Source organism: Mesobacillus sp. S13, from assembly GCF_020422885.1.
Taxonomy (GTDB): Bacteria; Bacillota; Bacilli; order Bacillales; family Cytobacillaceae; genus Mesobacillus; species Mesobacillus selenatarsenatis_A.
The window spans coordinates 1,723,607-1,743,702 of record NZ_CP084622.1 but is presented as its reverse complement, the minus strand read 5'-3'; the positions used below and the strand labels follow the sequence as shown (position 1 = coordinate 1,743,702).

The window sequence follows — 20,096 nt, the reverse complement described above, 5'->3', positions numbered from 1 at the left end:
CAGTCTTCTTTCTGCATCCGTACAGTATATTCGCAGGTATGCAAAAATTGCTCTTTTCATGTGAGTCCGTGAATCAATTTCATGAATAGAGTTTCTAGAAGACTTTTCAATCCTTGCTCCTTACAACTAATAATATGCCTTCAGAAAATGAAAAATTACCATGACCTCTAATAAGTTCATTACTAATACATAGTGTCGACCCCATAGGAATATGACAGTCATTTAATGGGTATTTAAAATTTTCTAGCGTCAGTCCAGAGACGGCTGGTGTTACAGGGAGGAAGGAAATATATTTAAATTCATCCATCTTGCTCATGGAATAGGTGCCTGGCCCTTTAACATATAAAATATTTTTTGTATCAATCATTTCGATATGAATAGAAGAACCATCCTGAAGAGGCTTGAGCAGAAGCTGGATGTTTGCCATCAAATGATCCAACCTTCCACCGGTTGCGCCAAATACCTTTATGGATTCTGGTTTCTGCTCAAGAGCCCAGTTTAAAGCCAGTTCCATATCTGTCTCATCTTTTTCAGGCTTGAATTTATTCACGTCCAAAACAGCTTCTTCAATCTCTGACAATTCTGCTTCTGACACGGAGTCAAAATCGCCAAAAGCGGCTGATGACTTGATGCCCGCCTTCAATAAATAGGATACACCTCGATCAATCCCAATCCAGATTACATTTCTTCCGTCATATGAATGAAAGTCTGGTATCAGGTTTGCCGGTCCTCCTGCTACTAAGTTTATAATCATGAAAACAAGCTCCTTTTTTCCAGTTAAGAATATTCTCTTTTAAAACAATAAGCTAAATAAAGCCAGCCGCATGTGACGGCTGGCTTTAATACTATCTTAAGCTTGCAATAGCAGTTCCTCTGTCTTCCTTATTAAAGACTGCTGAACCGGCTACAAGTACATTAGCTCCTGCTTCTACACAAAGCTTGGCTGTTTCTTCGTTCACGCCACCATCGACTTCAATCTCGAGATCAGGATTCAGTGCGTCTGCAAGTTCTTTCACCTGCTTGATTTTCGGCAGTACGGAGGAAATGAATTTCTGGCCGCCAAATCCAGGATTCACGGACATAAGCAGCACCATGTCTACATCCTCGATAATATGCTTCAGGCTGTCCACGGGCGTTGCCGGATTCAGGACAACCCCCGCTTTGACACCTGTAGATTTAATCAGTTGAATCGTCCTGTGAAGATGCCTGCTGGCTTCCACATGAACAGTAATATAATCCGCTCCTGCCTTTGCGAAAGCTTCGATATACTGGTCCGGATTCTCGATCATCAGGTGGACATCAAGCGGCAGCTTTGTTACAGGCCTGATTGCTTCAACAATCAGAGGACCTATCGTTATATTCGGCACGAAATGCCCATCCATTACATCCACATGAATATAATCAGCGCCACCTCGTTCGACATCCTTAATTTCTTCCCCCAGGCGGGCAAAGTCGGCTGATAAAATTGAAGGTGCAATTTTCACCATGTTTCAGTACCTCGGCTTTCTATCTTTGATTTCTAACAAGAAGTCCTTGTAATGCGAATACCTGTATTCTGGCAATGAACCTGACTCTACTGCTGCTTTGACAGCACATTTAGGTTCAGCCATATGAAGGCAACCCCGGAATTTGCAATCCTCACTGATCTCAGCGATGTCCGGGAAGCATGAATTCAGTTCCTCCGCTTCAATCTCTGTAAATTCCAGAGAACTGAAACCGGGAGTGTCAGCTACTAGTCCATTATTGATGGTAATAAGCTCAACATGCCTAGTCGTATGCTTACCCCTGCCCAGATGGGAGGATATATCATCGGTTTTCAACTCCAGATCCGGACGGATTGCATTTAGCAGAGATGATTTTCCCACTCCGGATTGCCCGGCAAAAACAGATATCTTGCCTTCAATATGGGGTTTTAGTTTTTCCAGTCCCTCTGATGTTTCAGAGGAAGTAAAAATAACCTCATATCCTGCATTCCGATAGTCCTTAGCGTATTCCTCCAGCCGGGACTTTTGCTCTTCATTGGTTAAATCCATTTTTGTGATGCAGATGAGTGGCTCGATTTGGTTATATTCAACAAGTACCAAAAACCTGTCGAGCAGGGCTGTACTGAAATCGGGTTCTACAGCTGAAAAAACAAGGATGGCCTGGTCTACATTCGCAATCGGCGGGCGTACCAACTCATTCTTGCGGCTTTTAACTTCAAGGATATACCCTTCCGTATCATTCTCAGCCTGAAAAACGACCTCGTCACCTACCAGCGGTGTTACCTTGTTTTTGCGAAAAACCCCGCGGCCGCGGCACTGGACAACCCTATCTTCATTCGCAACATAATAAAAACCGCTCAGCGCCTTTATAATTTTGCCCTCAGGCATAGCAACACTCCCTGTCTGTTAGTCTTCTGGATAAGGAACTCCATCCTCTGTATAAGGTACATCGTCAATCGTCACTCGATAATAAGCCTCTTGGCCTGGTGCTATCATAAAAGTGAGTTTACGGGTTGTATCCTCAGTTATTTTAAAGGTCTCTGCAGGAACGGATTCATCACGATTCATGTCACTAATATAGATCTTTACTTCCTGAGGTACTCCTTCTTCCTCCGGCTCATATGGTATGGTAATTTCAATTGTTTTTTCTTTAGGAGGTAATGGCTCAGGTCCTTTAGAAATGACAACACTTACCTTACTGCCTGGTTTCAACTCAGTACCTGGTTCAGGTTTTTGGGAAATGACCGATCCTGCTTGTATTGTATCATGATAAGCCTCCTCAGTACTTTCAATGACAAGGCCAGTGTTTTCAGCATATACGTCGAGGTTGCTTTGGTTGTATCCTTTTAAATCACGCAATGTGACCAATTCTGGTCCCTTGCTGACTTTGAATTCCAAAGTTGTATCCTCTGGAATTACGGATTCACCACCAGATGGATTTTGATCAAGGATGGTACCCGGGTCACTATCGTCATGCTCTTCGGTTTTTTTAATATCCTTGAAGCCCTTACCTTCCAGCAGCCTGTAGACATCGTCGTAATTCCTGCCCCTATAATCCGACAACTCCATTGTTTCTTTTCCTGTACTGATGTACAAGTCGATTTTATTGCCTTCTTTGATCATCTTTCCGGCTTTCGGATTGGTGCGGATTACATTTCCCTCTTCCACTTCATCATCGCTGATTTCCTTGCGATCTCCAACGACAAAACCTGCAGACATTAGTTCAGCGACAGCATCTTCTACTTCCATGCCACTTACATCTGGTACTTCCTTTTCCTTAGGACCAAATAAATCAGGGCCAACTGTAACCATTAATATACCAGCAGTCAAGATCAGCAAAAACAAAACCGTCAGTATAATTGGCCATTTCTTTTTCTTCTTTTTCTCCGGCTTTGCCTGTTGAGCATCGATCGGACCCGGAGCATCTTTACGTACAATCGTCTCGTCAAGATGATGATAAGGACGATCATTTGTGATAATTGGTATTGCCTTTGTTGCTTCATCATCTTCTGGTATGGCGAACTTCCCTTCATTCAAACGTTTGGCATCAAGTGCCGTACGCAAGTCCTCTTCCATTTCATCCACAGTATCATATCGATGGAAAGGGTCCTTCGCAGTTGCCTTAAGAACCACATTTTCAACGCTTTGAGGGATTTGTGGATTCCATCTCTTTAAAGACGGAGTCTCGGACTGTAAATGCTTCAATGCAATTGATACTGCTGACTCACCAGAAAACGGAAGTCTTCCTGTAAGCAATTCGAACATGACAATCCCAATCGAATAGATATCTGATTTCTTATTTGCCATGCCACCTCTTGCTTGTTCAGGAGAAAGATAATGAACAGACCCGAGTACCGAATTCGTTTGCGTGATACTAGTCGCGCTCAAAGCCATCGCTATACCGAAATCAGTAATTTTCACGGTACCGTCACTGTCAATCAGGATATTATGCGGCTTGATATCCCGGTGGACAATATGGTTTTGATGGGCATGTGAGATTGCTGAAGTAAGCTGCTTCATGATGTCCAGGGCTTCTTCAACCGGCACTGGCGCATGCTGCTGTATGTACTGCTTCAAAGTCTGACCATCGACATATTCCATCACAATATAGTATAGCCCGTCCTCTTCCCCGACATCATATATACTGACGATATTAGGGTGTGCAAGACTGGTTGCAGATTGTGCTTCTCTATGGAACCTGCGGATGAATTCATCATCATTGGCAAAATCGAGACGAAGCATCTTGACCGCTACATCCCTGTCGAGAATCATGTCATGGGCAAGGTAGACATTCGCCATGCCTCCGCCGCCAATCATGTCCTTGATTTTATAACGCCCGCTGATTCTTTTTCCGATAATCATATTCTTCACCTGCCCTCGTTGAATTCCTGATATTCGACGATAGCAAGAGTTATATTATCTTCGCCGCCGTACTCGTTTGCCCTTTTGATAAATTCAGCCGCTTTATCTTCAAGTGTCATTTCATTGTTTGTAACAATGCTCTCCATTTCTTCCTGCCCTACTTTATTGGATAGGCCATCCGAGCAAAGCAGCAAGGCATCTTCCTCTTCAAAGATAATTGTTTTCACATCCATCTCGACGGACTCTTCAGTTCCGAGCGCCCTTAAAAGAACATTTTTCCTTGGATGATGCTCTGCATCTTCCCTTGAAATCTGTCCGGATCGAACCAGCTCGTTTACAAGAGAATGATCCTCCGTCAACTGCTTGAAACCTGTTTCGTTCAACAAGTAACAACGGCTGTCACCTATATTTACAATGGTCGCGAAAAGGTTTGTACAAATTGCCGCCACGATGGTTGTTCCCATACCTTCACATTCTGTGTTTTTCATGGAATGCTCGAAAATATCTTTATTGACTTGTAAAACTGCTTCTTCCATCCATTTTTCTGCTTCTTCTGCTGTATGTATCTTTGTTGAGCTTTCCCATAATTCCCTCAGATGCTTGGTTGTCATGTCACTGGCAACATCACCCGCACGGTGGCCGCCCATGCCATCTGCTACGATGGCAAGGCGCTGACCGTGAGAGTTAACAAATATGCCGCCATTGTCTTCATTATGCAGGCGGACTTTTCCCCTGTCTGTCATGAAAACAGCCTTCATCTTGTCACCTCGTCTCTTCTTTTCTTTCTTTCGCCCGAAGTTGTCCGCAAGCTGCTTCAATGTCATGCCCTTGTTCTCTTCTGATTGTCACATTCACTCCGCGGTCGCGAAGTGTCCGTTCAAATTTGAAGATTTGGCTCTTTGGTGTCCTTACGTAATCACGCTCAGGTACATAGTTGACTGGAATAAGGTTAATATGGCACTTAATGCCCTTAACCAGATTCGCCAGCTCCTCCGCATGCTCAACCTGGTCATTCACTCCGCCAAAAAGACCATACTCAAAGCTGATTCGCCGTCCTGTCTTGTTCACATAATAGCGGACTGAATCCATCAGGTCGGGAAGCTTATATGCACGGTTGATTGGCATCAGCCTGCTGCGCAATTCGCTATTTGGAGCGTGCAGCGAAATCGCAAAGTTGATTTGCATATTCTCATCAGCAAACTGATAAATTTTCGGGATGATTCCACTTGTTGATACCGTAATATGACGCGCGCCGATATTCAAGCCTTTTTCATGGTTGACGATCTTCAGGAAAGAAAGCATATTGTCGTAGTTATCGAACGGTTCACCGATTCCCATAATGACAATTGAACTGACTCTTTCATCCGTTTCATCAAGTGCCTGTTGTACTTTTACGACCTGGGCGACAATTTCTCCTGCTTCCAGGTTCCTTTTTAGACCGCCAAGTGTTGAAGCACAAAAAGTGCAGCCAATGCGGCAGCCTACCTGTGTGGTTACACAAACAGAGTTTCCATACTCATGCCTCATTAGTACGGTTTCAATGGACTTGCCATCATGCATTTCGAATAAGAACTTGATCGTTCCATCTGATGATGTCTGCTGAATAATTGTATCGAGTGTTGTCAATACGAAATGCTCTTCCAGCTTGTCCCTTAAAGTTTTTGAAAGGTTGGACATATCCTCGAAGGAAACTGCTCTTTTTTTGTAAAGCCAGTCAAATACTTGTTCTGCCCGGAAAGGTTTTTCTCCTTGTTCCTTCAGCCAGTCCTTCAGTTCATCAAGCTGAAGTGAATAAATGGACTTTTTTGCTGTATCTTCTGTTGCTGCATTTCTGGTTGTTTTTTCTTGTTCCATGTTATTCCACCTTCTTTCTTAAACAAGCAATATAAAACCCATCAGAGCCAAAGTCCTGCGGAAGAATCTGCACATCAAACCCATCGATCAATGGTTTGATTGTCTCAGGCATTCTTTCTGCAAATGTTGTATCTCCTTCGAATTCAGGATGCTTGCGTAAAAATTCTTCTATTACTTCCTGGTTTTCTGCACGGTCAACCGTGCATGTACTATATACAAGTGTCCCTCCCGCTTTTAAAAGTGGGCCAACAGATTCGAGCAGGCTTAGCTGAATGGTTTGCAGCTGTGATAGATCCTGTTCCTTCTTAGTATACTTCATATCCGGCTTTCGTCTCATAACGCCTAAGCCAGAGCATGGAGCATCCAGCAATACCCGGTCAATCGATTCTTTTTCAAATTGCGCCGCAGCCTGGCGGCTGTCCATTTTTTGAGCTTCGATATTTTCGAGACCAAGACGCTCAGCATTTTCCGAGATTAACTTGACCTTGTGCTCATGAAGATCGAGTGAAATCACTTTACCGCTATTGGCCAGCTTCTCAGCGATATGAGTAGTTTTCCCTCCAGGGGCTGCGCATGCATCAAGAATGACTTCTTCTTCTTTTATACCTAGCGCGTGGGCAACCAGCATAGAACTCTCATCCTGGATGGTTAACAAACCATATTTAAACGCTTTGGATGAAGCCAGATTGCCTCTCAGGGACTTGATTGCTTCTGGGAGAATCGGGCTTGGTTCTACTTCAAACCCCTCTTCCTCAAGAAGGTCAAGGCATTCATCCCGTGAAATCCTCGTCAAATTGACCCTGCCAGTCTGAAGAGGTGCTGTTAAGTTCACTTCACACATTTCCCTGGTCTTCTCCACACCAAACTGATCTACCCATCTTCTTACAAGCCACAAAGGATGGCTCGTCTCAATCGATATTCTTTCGGCATGATCCGTGATTGCATCAAGGGAAGGCAATCCGTTTCTTTGTATGCTTCTCAGCACACCATTCACAAGACTTGCAATGCCTTTATGTCCCCTGCGCTTTGCAATTTCAACTGCTTCAAAAATAGCCGCTCTTTCCGGTATTTTATCCAAATACACCATCTGGTAAAGAGTCATGCGCAGCAGATTGACAACCCAGCTTTGAAGCTTCTTGTTTTTCTCGATAAATGGCTTAAGGTAAAAATCGATGGTCATTTTCCGTTGGAGCGTACCATAGACCAATTCTGTGAGCAAGCCCACGTCAATTGGATTGATTTCATTTTTTTCAATCGCGTTATTTAAGAGCAGATTGCTGTATGCCTGGTTCTTTTCTATTGTTTCGAGAAGCTGCAATGCAGTATCCCTGACATTCTTCTTTTTACTCATGGATGTCTCCTAACTTTACGCCTGGCTGTAAGTTAGCCCCTGCACCCAGCAAGAATTGCCTGGCATCCATCTTTTTCTTGCCTGCTGGCTGTAGCTCTGTAATTTTTATTGCCGTATCATCAGCAGTCGCGACAACAAAACCATCTTCCTCAATCTTGACCATTGTACCAGGCGGCTCACTACCCGTATAGTTTGTCTTACTGGCGCCCCATACCTTCATTACTATTCCATCCATTGTCGTATAGGCAACTGGCCACGGATTCATACCGCGGATATGGTTATAAATTTCCACTCCGCTTCTGTTCCAGTCGATTTTTTCCTGTTCGCGCTTGATATTCCATGCGAATGTAGCATCCTCATCGTTTTGTGGAACAGGAGTGATTTCCCCTTTTAACAACTTTGGAATCGTTTCTGATAAAAGATCCGCACCAGCTGAGCTCATTTTATCATGCAATGTCCCAACGGTATCATTTTCGGTAATTGGCACTTCGACTTGCGTCAGGATATCGCCAGCGTCCAATTTTTCAACCATATACATAATCGTGATTCCCGTCTTCTCTTTTCCTTCAATGATTGCATAGTGGATTGGTGCCCCACCGCGCAGCTCTGGAAGAAGGGAAGCATGGACATTGATACAGCCATACTTCGGGGCCTCAAGAAGCTTATTTGGTAAAATTTGCCCAAAAGCAGCGGTAACGATTAAATCTGGTTCGAGAGCCAGGATTTTATCCAGTTCTTCCTGCTGGCGGATCTTTTCCGGCTGATAAACCGGTATATTATGCTTGATCGCTTCTGCTTTTACAGGCGGCGGAGTCAGTACCCGTTTTCTTCCAACCGGACGATCAGGCTGGGTGACTACTCCGATGACATCATAGCCCTCATCAACCAATCTTATTAAAACCGGTACAGAAAAGTCCGGAGTTCCCATAAATACGATTCTTGTCATTCCTGGTTCAACTCCTCTAACTCGGCTTCGTCAATATACTTTGAAACCTTTGTGGTAAATAACACTCCGTGCAAGTGATCTATTTCATGAAGGATCGCTCTTGCCAGGAACTCCTCTGCTTCTAATTCAAAGCTCTTTCCTTTGCGATTTTGAGCCTTGACCTTCACATAGTTCGGGCGTGTAACCTCTCCATATAATCCCGGGAAGCTTAAACATCCTTCTGGACCAATCTGTTCCCCTTTAGTTTCGAGGATTTCTGGATTGATCAATTCGATCGTTCCGTGCTCATCATCGATATCGACGATGGCAATTTGCATCTTTAAGTCTATTTGAGGGGCGGCCAAACCAACGCCATCAAATTCAATCATTGTATCATACATGTCATCCAGCAGCTTCGCCAGTTTTTTATCGAAAACGGTGACCTGATCGCATTCTTGCTCCAAGATGTCCGCTGGGTAAGTTACTATTTTTCTTACTGCCAAAATAAATCCTCCAATAAATCCATTTAAATAGTAGTATTAGCTTGTTCAATCATCTTTTTCCGTAAACTTTCCTGATGGCTAGTTTAGCAAAATTTCATAAGGTTTCCTCAAACCATGATTCCCGAAAATGATCATTACATCAGAATATAAGGATTAAGGTCAACGGAAATCTGCAACTTCCCTGTTCCCAATTCCTGCTGATAATGATCGAGTATTGATTTGAGAGCATTTTTAAGTTCTGGTTCCTTTTTGTATTTTATCAGACATTGGTATCGATATCTATCGTTGATCCGCGGGATTGGAGACGCTACAGGCCCTAATACGACTGCTTCCTTTGTCAGCCTGGATGAAATGTACTTCGCAATCTTCTCAGTAACCGATACAACCTTCATCAATTCTTCATGGCTTACTGTTACTAGGGAAAGGTAGTAAAATGGCGGGTACTGGTGGACCTTGCGGATCAGCATCTCCTGCTGATAAAAGCGGTCATAGTCCTGCGTGCCGGCAAGCTCGACACTATAATGTTCCGGAGTATAGGTCTGGATCACGACCTCTCCAGGAAGCTTGTGCCTTCCTGCCCTACCACTGACCTGTGTCAAAAGCTGGAAAGTTTTTTCCGAAGAACGGAAATCTGGCAGATTCAACATTGTGTCAGCTGACAGGACCCCTACTAGCGTGATATTCGGGAAATCCAGCCCTTTCGCGATCATTTGCGTTCCTAGTAAAATGTCCGCCTGACCTTCCTGGAAAGCAGTCAACAGCTTTTCATGCGCCCCTTTCCTGCCCGTTGTATCTACATCCATTCTTATGATCCTTGCTTCAGGAATCAGTTTTAACAATTCTTCCTCAACCTTCTGCGTCCCTGTCCCGAAATAACGGATATGCTCACTATTGCATTCGGGACAAAGAGTCGGCACCCTGTCTTCATATCCGCAATAATGGCATTTCATTTGCTCATTATAACGGTGGTATGTCAGGGTGATATCGCAATGCGGACAGTTCATCACATATCCGCAATCACGGCACATTACAAACGAGGAGTGACCGCGTTTATTTAAAAACAAAACGGTCTGCTCTTTTTTTTCAAGCCTGTCTTTTATCTTTTCAAAAAGGTTAACCGAAAACATCGAACGGTTTCCTGTTCGCAGTTCCTCTCGCATATCGACAATTTCAACCGTTGGCAGCGCCTGATTGTTCATCCGCTTTGGCAATGAGAGCAAAGTATAACGTCCTTTTTGCGCCCTGGCAAATGATTCAAGCGAAGGTGTAGCACTGCCAAGGACAACCGGACAAGCATTTGTTTTAGCTCGCTGGATCGCCACGTCCCTTGCATGGTATCTTGGGTTCTCTTCCTGCTTGTAGCTCGTTTCATGTTCTTCATCGATGATGATGATGCCGATATTTTCAAATGGAGCAAAAATCGCTGACCTGGCTCCTACCACCACTTTTACTTCCTTGCGCTGAATTTTCCGCCATTCATCATATTTCTCTCCTGCAGATAGGCCGCTATGCATCACCGCCACCAGATCACCGAACCGTTCCTTGAAGCGGGTGACCATTTGCGGTGTCAATGAGATTTCTGGTACGAGCACAATCGCTTCTTTCCCTTTTCCCAGTACTTCCTGGATAGACTGCAGGTAGATTTCAGTCTTACCGCTGCCTGTGACACCATATAAAAGAAAGACTTCGTGCCGTTCATTCTCAATGGATGAGAGGATTGGAGCAATGGCTTGTTCCTGCTCAGTTGTCAGTTCGAGAGCCATTTTCCGTTCAAATTCCCGCTCTGAATAAGGATCTCTATATACCTCTAGCTCTTCAACCTTCAGTATGTCTTTCTTCACGAGTGAATTTATTGATGCCTGTGAGATTCCTAGAGTGGAAAGAATCAGCCTTTGTTCAACCGGTTCCGGGTGTTCCAGGAAGAAATCAAGGACAGCTTGCTGTCCCGAGGCTTGAGGGGAAAGTTTATCCCTTGCCTCTGCCAGCTGGTCTGGATCAACTTTCGGGGCAACATGCTTGAGCCTTTTTTTTCTCACTCTGTCCTTCACCTGATATACTACATCAACTCTGCCAGAAGCTGCTTCCTTTTGCAGTTGCTGGACTAGCCCTCTGGAAACAGCATCTTCCCATTTGACATCACTATTCCCTGAGAATAACTCTTTTAAATCCCAAGGGAGGTCGGTCACTTCAGCACCTTTTGCAAGGACGATCTTCTTTTCATATTTAGCCTTCAATGCAGCCGGAAGCATTGCCTGGTAAGAGGAGATTTTATAGCTTAATGTATGTTCAGTCAGCCAGTCCCCCAGCTCGAGAAGTTCTTCATTCAGTACTGGCGTCAAATCAAGTGGTTCAATTATTGACCGCAGTTTTGAAAAGCTGGACTCGTCCTTCAGTTCCCTGACAAACCCCTGGATTTTTCTTGGACCAAACGGTACGATGACCCTTGTCCCTGGTTTGATCACATCCTGGAACTTTTCAGGTATTTTATAGTCAAAGGTTTTGTCCGTTTGCTTTGCAGGCACATCGACAATAACGCTTGCTATGTTCATAAGCTTCCATCCTTATTAAAACATTGGACAACTTCAGCAAGAATATTGCGGGCTACCTCCGACTTGGACATCAAAGGCAAATTGATATTTGTCCCATCTTTTTTAAAAATAGTAACAATATTTGTATCAGCGCCAAAGCCGGCTCCTTCCTGCTTGACGTTATTCGCCACAATCATATCTGCATTTTTCCTGGAAAGCTTGCCCTTAGCATGATTTTCAACATCATTGGTTTCGGCTGCGAAGCCTACAATCACCTGACCCGATTTCCTTTGTCCAAGCTCGAACAGGATATCCTTCGTCCTTTCAAGTTCGAGAGCCTGGTCACCTTCTTTTTTCTTCATTTTCTCTTCATATATATATTTCGGACGGTAATCTGCGACCGCTGCTGTACCAATCATGACATCTGCTTCATCAAAATGTTCAAGGGCGGACTGGTACATTTCCTCTGCACTTTCTACTTTGTACAATTGTGCTCCCTTTGGAGGTTCCAGATTGACCGGTCCCGAAACAAGGATCACTCGTGCCCCCATCTTCACAGCTTCCCCTGCGATTGCGTACCCCATCTTGCCAGTGGAATGGTTGGTGAGGAAACGGACCGGATCGATTTTTTCTCTTGTAGGGCCTGCAGTAATCAAGACCGTTTTACCAGCTAGTTCGCCGACCTTTTGGGTGAAAAATTGGCTGGCCAGTTCAACGATGGTCTCAGGTTCTTCAAGACGGCCCTTACCTGTGTATCCACATGCCAAATACCCTTCTCCAGGTTCGATGAATTGATAACCAAAGCTCTTTAATATCTCCATGTTTTTCTGGACTGCAGGATGCTGGTACATATGTACATTCATCGCTGGAGCCACCCAAACTGGTGCGGTAGCGGCCAGTAGTGTAGTGGAAATCATATTGTCAGCAATCCCATTTGCAAGCTTGCCGATGATATTGGCCGTTGCCGGGGCAACGATAATCAAGTCAGCCCAATCAGCTAAATGAATATGAGCTATATTTTCCGGATTTTTCTCATCGAATGTATCTGTATAAACTTCACTTCTGGACAATGCCTGAAAAGTGAGCGGAGTAACGAATTTTGCTGCAGAATCACTTATAATCACCTTCACTTCAGCGCCTGCCTGCGTCAACTTGCTCGTCAGCGCAGCACCCTTATACACAGCGATCCCACCGGTCACGCACAATAGAATTTTTTTACCGTTCAGCATGTCAGAGAACCCCCATTTTACAACAAACTATCATTATGATTGAACTATAACATTTTTTCACAGATTAAGCATGAAATAGACAAGATTGCTAGCCCTTTTAAGACCTAAACAAAAAAATAACAACCCAATAAATAGGTTGTTATCGCGGTATTATTCGTTGATATTTAACTCTTCATGGCTTCCAGCTGTCTTGAAATGAAGCTTTTCTGCGTTGATTTCTTCGAGCGCCTTGCCAACAAACTTGTGGGAAACATACTTATCTAATTTAGCATCCATATGGACCTGCATGCTGCGTGCGCGCTTAGCGGCAACCGATACCAATGAATATTTTGAATCAATTTTTGTCATTAAAGAGTCAATAGAAGGATTAAGCATTTATTCTACCTCCAGCATTTTTTTATAGCGATGTTGAACTCGTTCCCTGCGGCAGTGTTCCGCAACGACGATTGACTTAACTCGGTCTGCTGCGTTTTCAACATGGTCGTTTTCAACAACATAATCATATAATTCCATCATTTCCAGTTCTTCTCTTGCAGCTTTCATTCTGCCTTTGATGATTTCTTCCGTTTCTGTGCCTCGTGTCACGATCCGGTTTTCAAGCTCAGAAAGGCTTGGCGGTGCAAGGAAGATGAATAGCCCCTCAGGAAATTTCCTCCTTACCTGGCTTGCTCCCTGAACTTCAATTTCCAGGAAAACATCCCTTCCCGCATCGAGGGTTTGGCGAACGTACTCCACAGGCGTTCCATAGTAATTGCCAACAAACTCAGCATACTCCAGCAACTGATCCTGTCTGATCATCTCTTCAAACTCTTCCCTTGTCTTGAAGAAATAATCCACTCCGTTTTGCTCCCCTTCACGCGGCAGCCTTGTTGTTGCAGACACAGAATATTCAAATGCTGTATCGTGCTGGGAGAATAATTCTTTCCGGACCGTTCCTTTGCCAACTCCTGATGGACCTGAAAGAACAATTAACAATCCTTTTTCCTGCATTAAAAAGTCCTACCCTTCATCGATAATATCATCACGGTCATTCAGGCGGTGTGCTACCGTTTCTGGCTGAACCGCAGAGAGAATGACATGGTCGCTGTCCATGACGATGACAGCCCTCGTCCTTCTTCCATATGTCGCATCTATTAATGATCCACGGTCACGAGCGTCCTGGATGATCCGTTTTATAGGAGCTGATTCAGGACTTACGATCGATATGATCCTGTTAGCTGAAACAATGTTGCCGAAGCCTATATTTATAAGCTTAATTGCCATGATGGTCCCCCAATCATCAGTTATTTATTTTGGCCTTTCCAGACCCTTTCTAAACGCTACTCTATATTTTGTACTTGTTCCTTAACCTTTTCAAGGAGACTTTTCATCTCGACAACTTCCCTGGCGATTCGAGAATCGTTTGCTTTGGAGCCGATCGTGTTGACCTCTCGATTCATTTCCTGAAGCAGGAAGTCAAGTTTCCGGCCTAGAGGCTCTTCACCCTTCAATATTTCCTTGAATTGACTGACATGGCTTTCTAGCCTGGCAATTTCTTCACTGATATCAGCTTTATCGGCAAAAAAGGCAACCTCAGTTAGAATCCTGTCCTCATCTGCCTGGTTTTCCATCAATTCAGCCATTTTCTTACTAAGTCTGTCCCGGTACTGCAAGATGACATCCGGTGCAAGCTTGCTTACGCTTGAAATGTTTTCTTTTAGCTGCAGGATATGCTGCAATATATCCTTTTCAAGAGCTGCCCCTTCAAGCGTGCGCATTTGAAGCAGCTGTTTGCCTGCATCCTCGACGGCAGAAAGGACGAGAAGTTCAAGTTCTTCGTTTTCAGCTTCTGTATCCTCAATTTGGAGAATTTCTTCCCTACTGACAATATCCCTGAGCTCAATATCCCCAGTTATGCTGTACCTGTTCTTGATTTCAGTTATGTGATGGACTAAGTCGTCCAGGGCTTCCCAGTCAATATGTACTCTTCGACTTACTATGCCTTCGCCCTCCAAAGTTACAAATACTTCGACTCTCCCTCTTTTTATGTGTTCGCCGAGTTTCTTTTTTATTTTTTCTTCTGTTTTCAGGAGCTGCCTTGGCATGCGAATATGAAATTCACAGAAACGATGATTGACCGTTTTTACCTCGACTGTGACACTGAACCTCTCTGATTCAGTCCTGCTCCTTCCAAAACCAGTCATACTGACGACCATTTCAGACACATCCATTCTTTCAAAAAAAGTCGAGTTTTCCTGTAAACCCGTGGAACAGGCTTGTTGTTTATGTAATCTCTAAATTCATGATGATCGACTCTGCTCCTTTTCCTTATGTTATCGGATTCCAGGAACATATCAAAATTCATAAAATTAACTCCGCATTGGATGAGAAAAACTTTGAAAGAGTCTAAGTAAAAAAAAGAAAGGCAATAGAGCCTTCTCTATTACCTAACGGATTATATCATATTTCTCTTTGTTTTTCTTGCAAAAAATGTTCCTGCAAGCAAAAATGTAGGAACTGCCGATAAGCCAATGATTAATAACCAATCAATCGCCAGTATTGGGACAGTATGGAATATAGGCTGTAATACTGGTGAATAGATAACTGCAAGGACCATGACCAATGATGAAATGACAGCCCAAACTAAATATTTGTTTTCAAATGGGTTGCGGGCGAAGATCGATTTTTCGCTCCGACAGTCGAATACGTGGATCAGCTGCGCCATAACGAGTGTAGTAAACGCAATCGTCTGAGCATATACCAGGTTATCTGGATCTCTATTATACACAATCATAAACGCAAATAATGTCACTAATCCGATCAGGAAACCTCTTGAGACCACTTTCCAGCCTAATCCGCGGGCAAATACTCCTTCCTTTGGATGGCGCGGTGCACGTTTCATCACATTCTCCTCCGGCTGATCGAGCCCCAATGCCATCGCCGGCAGTCCATCCGTCACAAGGTTCACCCAAAGGATTTGAATCGGCACTAAAGGGAGCGGCAAGCCAAGGATCATCGCGAACAGCATGACCAAGATTTCTCCCACATTGGAAGCCAAAAGGTACCTGATGAATTTCCTGATATTTTCATAGATATTCCGGCCTTCTTTAATGGCTGCTTTAATAGTGGCGAAGTTATCATCCAGGAGTACGAGTGAAGAGGCTTCTTTGGCTACATCTGTACCCGTTATCCCCATCGCGACTCCTATATCCGCAGCTTTTATGGCTGGCGCATCATTAACGCCATCACCTGTCATGGCTACGATGTGACCTCTATTTTGCAATGCCTTGACGATTTTAAGCTTATGCTCAGGCGAAACCCTCGCAAAAACCGAGACATCATCGACGATATCCTCGAGTTCGGATACAGACATCTCTGATAATGCCTTGCCTTCGAGAACTTTGCTATCTTTGGTCAATATACCTAACTGTCTAGCAATCGCCTTCGCGGTGATGACATGGTCACCAGTAATCATCACTGTTTTTATCCCTGCATCGCGGCATTCTTTTACAGCTGTTTTCACTTCAGGCCGCGGTGGGTCGATCATCCCCTGTAATCCGATGAAGACAAGGTCCTTTTCTGCTTCATTTTCATGAAGGACTACATTGTTTTGTGGAATTGGCTTGAAGGCAATTGCAATTGTCCTTAATGCATTGCCGGCCAGCTCATCAATAGCTCCCTGGACTTTAGCAGTCAAGTCCTTTGTCAGAACCTGTTGTCTTTCATCCCAAAGAATCGAATCACTTAATCCAATCAGGACATCCGGAGCACCTTTTACAACGGCAAATTTCCGGTCCATTTTATCTTTCACGATCATACTCATCATTTTACGCTGAGAATCGAAAGGGAACTCATTCACAATTTCAAACTGTTCCAGCAGGCTTTCCCTCCTGTAACCTGCTTTCATTGCGGCAACCAGGAGCGCTCCTTCAGTAGGGTCACCGTCAATTGTGTACTCACCATCTTTATCCACCATTTCCGCGTGATTACAGAGCATGCCAAATGTCAGCAGCTGCTGCAGTGATTTTTCACTGTGCGGGTCAATGCTTTTTTCTTTGTGAAAGAACAATCCTGTCGGGGAGTATCCGACTCCATCGACAGTCCAGGTTTTATTCCCGCTCCACAGATGAGTCACGGTCATTTTGTTTTGTGTCATCGTACCCGTTTTGTCAGAACATATGACAGAGGCGCATCCCAGTGTCTCCACTGCAGGAAGCTTTCTGACGATGGCATTCTTCCTGATCATTCTCTGGACACCAAGTGAAAGCGCAACAGTAACGATTGCCGGCAGTCCTTCAGGAATGGCAGCAACTGCCAAACTGACACCAGCTAGGAACATCGTATAAAGGTCATGCCCTTGGAGCACACCAATTCCTACAACCAATAAGGTTAAGAATAGTGCGGCAGTAATCAGGATTTTCCCTAATTGTTCCAGCCTGCGCTGAAGTGGTGTTTCCTGGGCTTCAGCTGTTTGCAGCAGGTCAGCAATCTGGCCCATTGCGGTCTTCATTCCTGTAGCCACAACCACACCAGTTCCACTTCCCCTAGTGATCATTGTGCCCATGAATGCCATATTTTCCATATCACCCAGTCCCGGATTTGGAATCCTCAGAGGACTTGTGTTTTTTTGCACCGGTACAGACTCGCCAGTTAAGGCTGATTCTTCAATTTCCAGACTTCTGGACTCGATCAAGCGGATATCCGCACCAATCCTGTCCCCACTTGTGAATTTAAGGATGTCGCCAGGCACGACTTCCTTTGAAGGAATCTTTGTCCACTCACCATCCCGCAATGCATGGACTTGAGGAGCAGAAAGCTCTTTGAGGGCATCAAGTGATTTTTCTGCCTTCCTTTCCTGGAAAAATCCCAGGATACCATTTACAAGAACAATGGCTATGATGGCAATCGCATCGACAATTTCACCGAGCAAGCCTGAAATCAACGTCGCTGCAAGAAGCACCAGGACCATGAAATCCTTGAACTGGCTGAAGAATAAAAGCAGGGCCGATTGTTTCTCCCCCTCGGCCAATGCATTATATCCATGCTGTTCACGTCTGCGTTTTACTTCCTTTTCTTCCAATCCTTCTGTAAAATCTGTTCTTAAGGCACTAGCTATTTCATTTTCATTCATCTCATGGAACTTCATGGGGCCATCACACTTCCTCCTTGTTTGTCCTACTCTAAAGAAAGCTTATTCAGCCCTGTCCAAAAAAATGATAAGATGTTAGATATAAAAGCGGAAGCGCCTTGGTCAGTCCCGACAAGCGCTGGAAGGCCGCCCAGTGAAGTCGTTCTTTGACTTCATTGGGCGGACTGAAGCGACTCGAGGGGCTAGGTGCTGGAGCTGGATAGAGAAAAGCGGAGGCGACTGCCCAACTCCGACAAGCGCTGGAGGACCTGACAGTGAAGTCGTTCTTTGACTTCATTGGCAGGACCGAAATCGAAAAGTATATCCGACTGCCCAGAAACGCAGAATCTGGAGACTCCGACAAAGAAGCGCTTTTTGCTTCTGCCGGCGGAGTTGAAGTTTCGGAGTTTCTAGGAGGCGACACTAGACAAACGTCTAGAGGAGTTAGGAGCCGCAGCTGGACACTATAAAAGCGGAAGCGCCTTGGTCAGTCCCGACAAGGTTTCAGATAAATAGTAAAGGATGTATTACTTATGTCATTTGACGGATTGTTTACAAGAGCCATCACTAACGAACTTTCCTCTCTTCTAAAAGGGGGACGTATAAATAAAATTCACCAGCCTTATAAAAATGAGATCATCCTGGCTGTGAGGGCAAACGGAGTTAATCACAAACTCCTGCTGTCTGCTCACCCAAGCTACGCACGAGTCCAAATTACTAACGAGCAATATGATAACCCTAATGAACCGCCAATGTTCTGCATGCTCCTGCGCAAACATCTTGAAGGCTTCTATATTGAGGACATCAAACAAGCCGGTCTTGACCGGATGATCATTTTTGAAGTAAAAGGCCGAAATGAGATCGGTGATATTTCCTATAAACAATTGATTGTTGAAATCATGGGACGCCACAGCAACATCATCCTCATCGATAAAAACCGGAACATGATTCTCGACAGCATCAAGCACGTTTCATTTGCCGTAAATACGCACAGGGCCATCATGCCAGGGCAAGAGTATGTCTTGCCTCCTCAACAAGAGAAAATGAATCCTTTCGAGGCACAGGAAGAAGATGTTTTAAGGTTGATTGATTTTAATGCAGGCAAAATCGATAAGCAGCTAGTTGCCCATTTTGCTGGAGTGTCGCCTGTACTGGCGAGGGAAATCGTCTTTAAAGCAGGCCTTGCCAACCGAACGACGATTCCAAGTGCCTTCCTTTCAGTGATAAATGAGCTAAAGGAACATCATTACAAGCCTTCCATTACCAATGGCAGCAATAAAGAGGCTTTTTACTTGATTCCGCTTGAGCACTTGAAGGGAGAAGCAAAATCCTTTGATTCCCTGAGCAGCCTGCTCGATCGCTTTTATTTTGGCAAGGCAGAACGAGACCGCGTCAAGCAGCAGGGTAATGACCTTGAGCGGCTGATTGCTAATGAAAAAGAGAAAAATGAAAAGAAGATTAAAAAGCTCGAGATGACACTTGAGGATGCGAAAAAGGCTGAGGAGTATCAATTATATGGAGAGCTGCTGACCGCCAACATCTTTATGGCAAGAAAAGGAATGAAAGAAATAACCGTTGTAAATTATTATGATGAAAACGGAGCTTCAATCACTATACCGCTTGAGCCACGGAAAACACCGTCGGAAAATGCCCAAAGATACTTCACTAAATATCAAAAGGCAAAGAACTCTGTGAATATAGTTAAAGAACAAATCGAAAAAGCCAAAGCTGAGGTCTCCTATTTCGATTCTCTACTGCAGCAAGTGGAGGCGGCTTCGCCAAAGGATATTGAAGAGATCAGGGAAGAATTGATTGAGGGTGGATATATCCGTGCCCGGAAGAAAAAAGGCAATAAAAATAAGCAAAACGTAAAGCCGCTGCTTGAAAAATACCAATCCTCTGATGATACAGAAATACTCGTCGGAAAAAATAATAAGCAGAATGATTATTTAACAAACAAGGTGGCTGGCCGGGATGAAATATGGCTCCACACAAAGGATATTCCAGGGTCGCATGTGGTTATCCGCAGCAAAGAGCCATCAGAAGAAACCATTCTCGAAGCAGCACAGATTGCAGCGTATTTCAGCAAAGCACGAAATTCAAGCTCTGTCCCAGTCGATTTCACCAAAGTCCGCCATGTGAAGAAACCAGCGGGAGCAAAGCCTGGATTTGTCATTTACGAACAGCAACAGACTGTTTACGTTACTCCGGACGAAGATTTGATTCTAAAATTAAAAAAATAAGCATTAAGCA

The 20,096-nt window shown here is 44.2% G+C and carries 18 protein-coding genes; 2 read left to right on the top strand and 16 right to left on the bottom strand.

Annotation, left to right across the window (positions count from 1 at the left end; translation table 11 throughout):
- Positions 1-106: 106 nt before the first annotated feature.
- The 16 genes from LGO15_RS08710 to LGO15_RS08635 all read right to left on the bottom strand — a co-directional run bounded on the left by LGO15_RS08710 (position 107) and on the right by LGO15_RS08635 (position 17,861).
- Complete coding sequence (locus tag LGO15_RS08710) at positions 107-754, bottom strand: thiamine diphosphokinase (RefSeq protein WP_226087347.1); 648 nt, start codon at positions 752-754, stop codon at positions 107-109.
- A 91-nt stretch (positions 755-845) separates the two neighbouring features.
- Entirely contained in the window at positions 846-1,487 is a 642-nt protein-coding gene (gene rpe / locus LGO15_RS08705) for a ribulose-phosphate 3-epimerase (RefSeq protein ID WP_167831786.1), read from the bottom strand.
- A 3-nt stretch (positions 1,488-1,490) separates the two neighbouring features.
- Positions 1,491-2,372, bottom strand: a complete 882-nt coding sequence (rsgA, locus tag LGO15_RS08700; protein WP_167831787.1) for a ribosome small subunit-dependent GTPase A — start codon at positions 2,370-2,372, stop codon at positions 1,491-1,493.
- A gap of 18 nt (positions 2,373-2,390) precedes the next feature.
- Positions 2,391-4,346 carry a Stk1 family PASTA domain-containing Ser/Thr kinase gene (pknB, locus tag LGO15_RS08695; protein WP_167831788.1) on the bottom strand — a complete coding sequence of 652 codons (1,956 nt, stop codon included), beginning with the start codon at positions 4,344-4,346 and terminating at the stop codon, positions 2,391-2,393.
- A gap of 5 nt (positions 4,347-4,351) precedes the next feature.
- Positions 4,352-5,104 (bottom strand): Stp1/IreP family PP2C-type Ser/Thr phosphatase, encoded by a 753-nt coding sequence (locus LGO15_RS08690; protein WP_226087854.1) that lies wholly within the window; start codon positions 5,102-5,104, stop codon positions 4,352-4,354.
- Positions 5,105-5,108: 4 nt separating this feature from the next.
- Entirely contained in the window at positions 5,109-6,200 is a 1,092-nt protein-coding gene (gene rlmN, locus LGO15_RS08685; RefSeq protein ID WP_167831789.1) for a dual-specificity RNA methyltransferase RlmN, read from the bottom strand.
- Between the two features lies 1 nt (position 6,201).
- Positions 6,202-7,551: a 16S rRNA (cytosine(967)-C(5))-methyltransferase RsmB gene (gene rsmB / locus LGO15_RS08680; RefSeq protein WP_226087346.1), complete on the bottom strand. Its 1,350-nt coding sequence runs from the start codon at positions 7,549-7,551 to the stop codon at positions 6,202-6,204.
- The gene (gene fmt, locus LGO15_RS08675) at positions 7,544-8,497 is read right to left on the bottom strand and encodes a methionyl-tRNA formyltransferase (protein ID WP_226087345.1); all 954 of its coding nucleotides are present in this window, start codon (positions 8,495-8,497) and stop codon (positions 7,544-7,546) included. The genes rsmB and fmt overlap by 8 nt, the downstream gene beginning before the upstream one ends.
- Positions 8,494-8,979: a peptide deformylase gene (gene def, locus LGO15_RS08670; protein ID WP_226087344.1), complete on the bottom strand. Its 486-nt coding sequence runs from the start codon at positions 8,977-8,979 to the stop codon at positions 8,494-8,496. The genes fmt and def overlap by 4 nt, the downstream gene beginning before the upstream one ends.
- A 134-nt stretch (positions 8,980-9,113) precedes the next feature.
- Positions 9,114-11,528: a primosomal protein N' gene (gene priA / locus LGO15_RS08665; RefSeq protein ID WP_226087343.1), complete on the bottom strand. Its 2,415-nt coding sequence runs from the start codon at positions 11,526-11,528 to the stop codon at positions 9,114-9,116.
- On the bottom strand, positions 11,525-12,736 hold the full coding sequence (gene coaBC, locus LGO15_RS08660; protein ID WP_226087342.1) for a bifunctional phosphopantothenoylcysteine decarboxylase/phosphopantothenate--cysteine ligase CoaBC: 1,212 nt from the start codon (positions 12,734-12,736) through the stop codon (positions 11,525-11,527). Before coaBC ends, priA begins: the two co-directional genes overlap by 4 nt.
- Before the next feature lie 150 nt (positions 12,737-12,886).
- On the bottom strand, positions 12,887-13,111 hold the full coding sequence (gene rpoZ / locus LGO15_RS08655) for a DNA-directed RNA polymerase subunit omega (protein ID WP_041965989.1): 225 nt from the start codon (positions 13,109-13,111) through the stop codon (positions 12,887-12,889).
- Positions 13,112-13,726 (bottom strand): guanylate kinase, encoded by a 615-nt coding sequence (gene gmk, locus LGO15_RS08650; RefSeq protein ID WP_167831795.1) that lies wholly within the window; start codon positions 13,724-13,726, stop codon positions 13,112-13,114.
- 9 nt (positions 13,727-13,735) lie between these two features.
- A complete protein-coding gene (gene remA / locus LGO15_RS08645) occupies positions 13,736-13,999 on the bottom strand; it encodes an extracellular matrix/biofilm regulator RemA (protein ID WP_023614949.1) in 264 nt (87 codons plus the stop codon).
- Between the two features lie 56 nt (positions 14,000-14,055).
- Positions 14,056-14,931: a YicC/YloC family endoribonuclease gene (locus LGO15_RS08640; protein WP_226087341.1), complete on the bottom strand. Its 876-nt coding sequence runs from the start codon at positions 14,929-14,931 to the stop codon at positions 14,056-14,058.
- Positions 14,932-15,170: 239 nt separating this feature from the next.
- Entirely contained in the window at positions 15,171-17,861 is a 2,691-nt protein-coding gene (locus LGO15_RS08635; protein WP_226087340.1) for a calcium-translocating P-type ATPase, SERCA-type, read from the bottom strand.
- A 257-nt stretch (positions 17,862-18,118) separates the two neighbouring features.
- On the opposite strand from LGO15_RS08635, the gene LGO15_RS08630 reads away from it, so the two are divergent.
- Together LGO15_RS08630 and LGO15_RS08625 are read left to right on the top strand one after the other, a co-directional pair.
- Positions 18,119-18,313 carry a hypothetical protein gene (locus LGO15_RS08630; RefSeq protein ID WP_226087339.1) on the top strand — a complete coding sequence of 65 codons (195 nt, stop codon included), beginning with the start codon at positions 18,119-18,121 and terminating at the stop codon, positions 18,311-18,313.
- A gap of 63 nt (positions 18,314-18,376) precedes the next feature.
- A complete protein-coding gene (locus tag LGO15_RS08625; RefSeq protein WP_226087338.1) occupies positions 18,377-20,086 on the top strand; it encodes an Rqc2 family fibronectin-binding protein in 1,710 nt (569 codons plus the stop codon).
- The last annotated feature ends 10 nt before the right edge of the window (positions 20,087-20,096 follow it).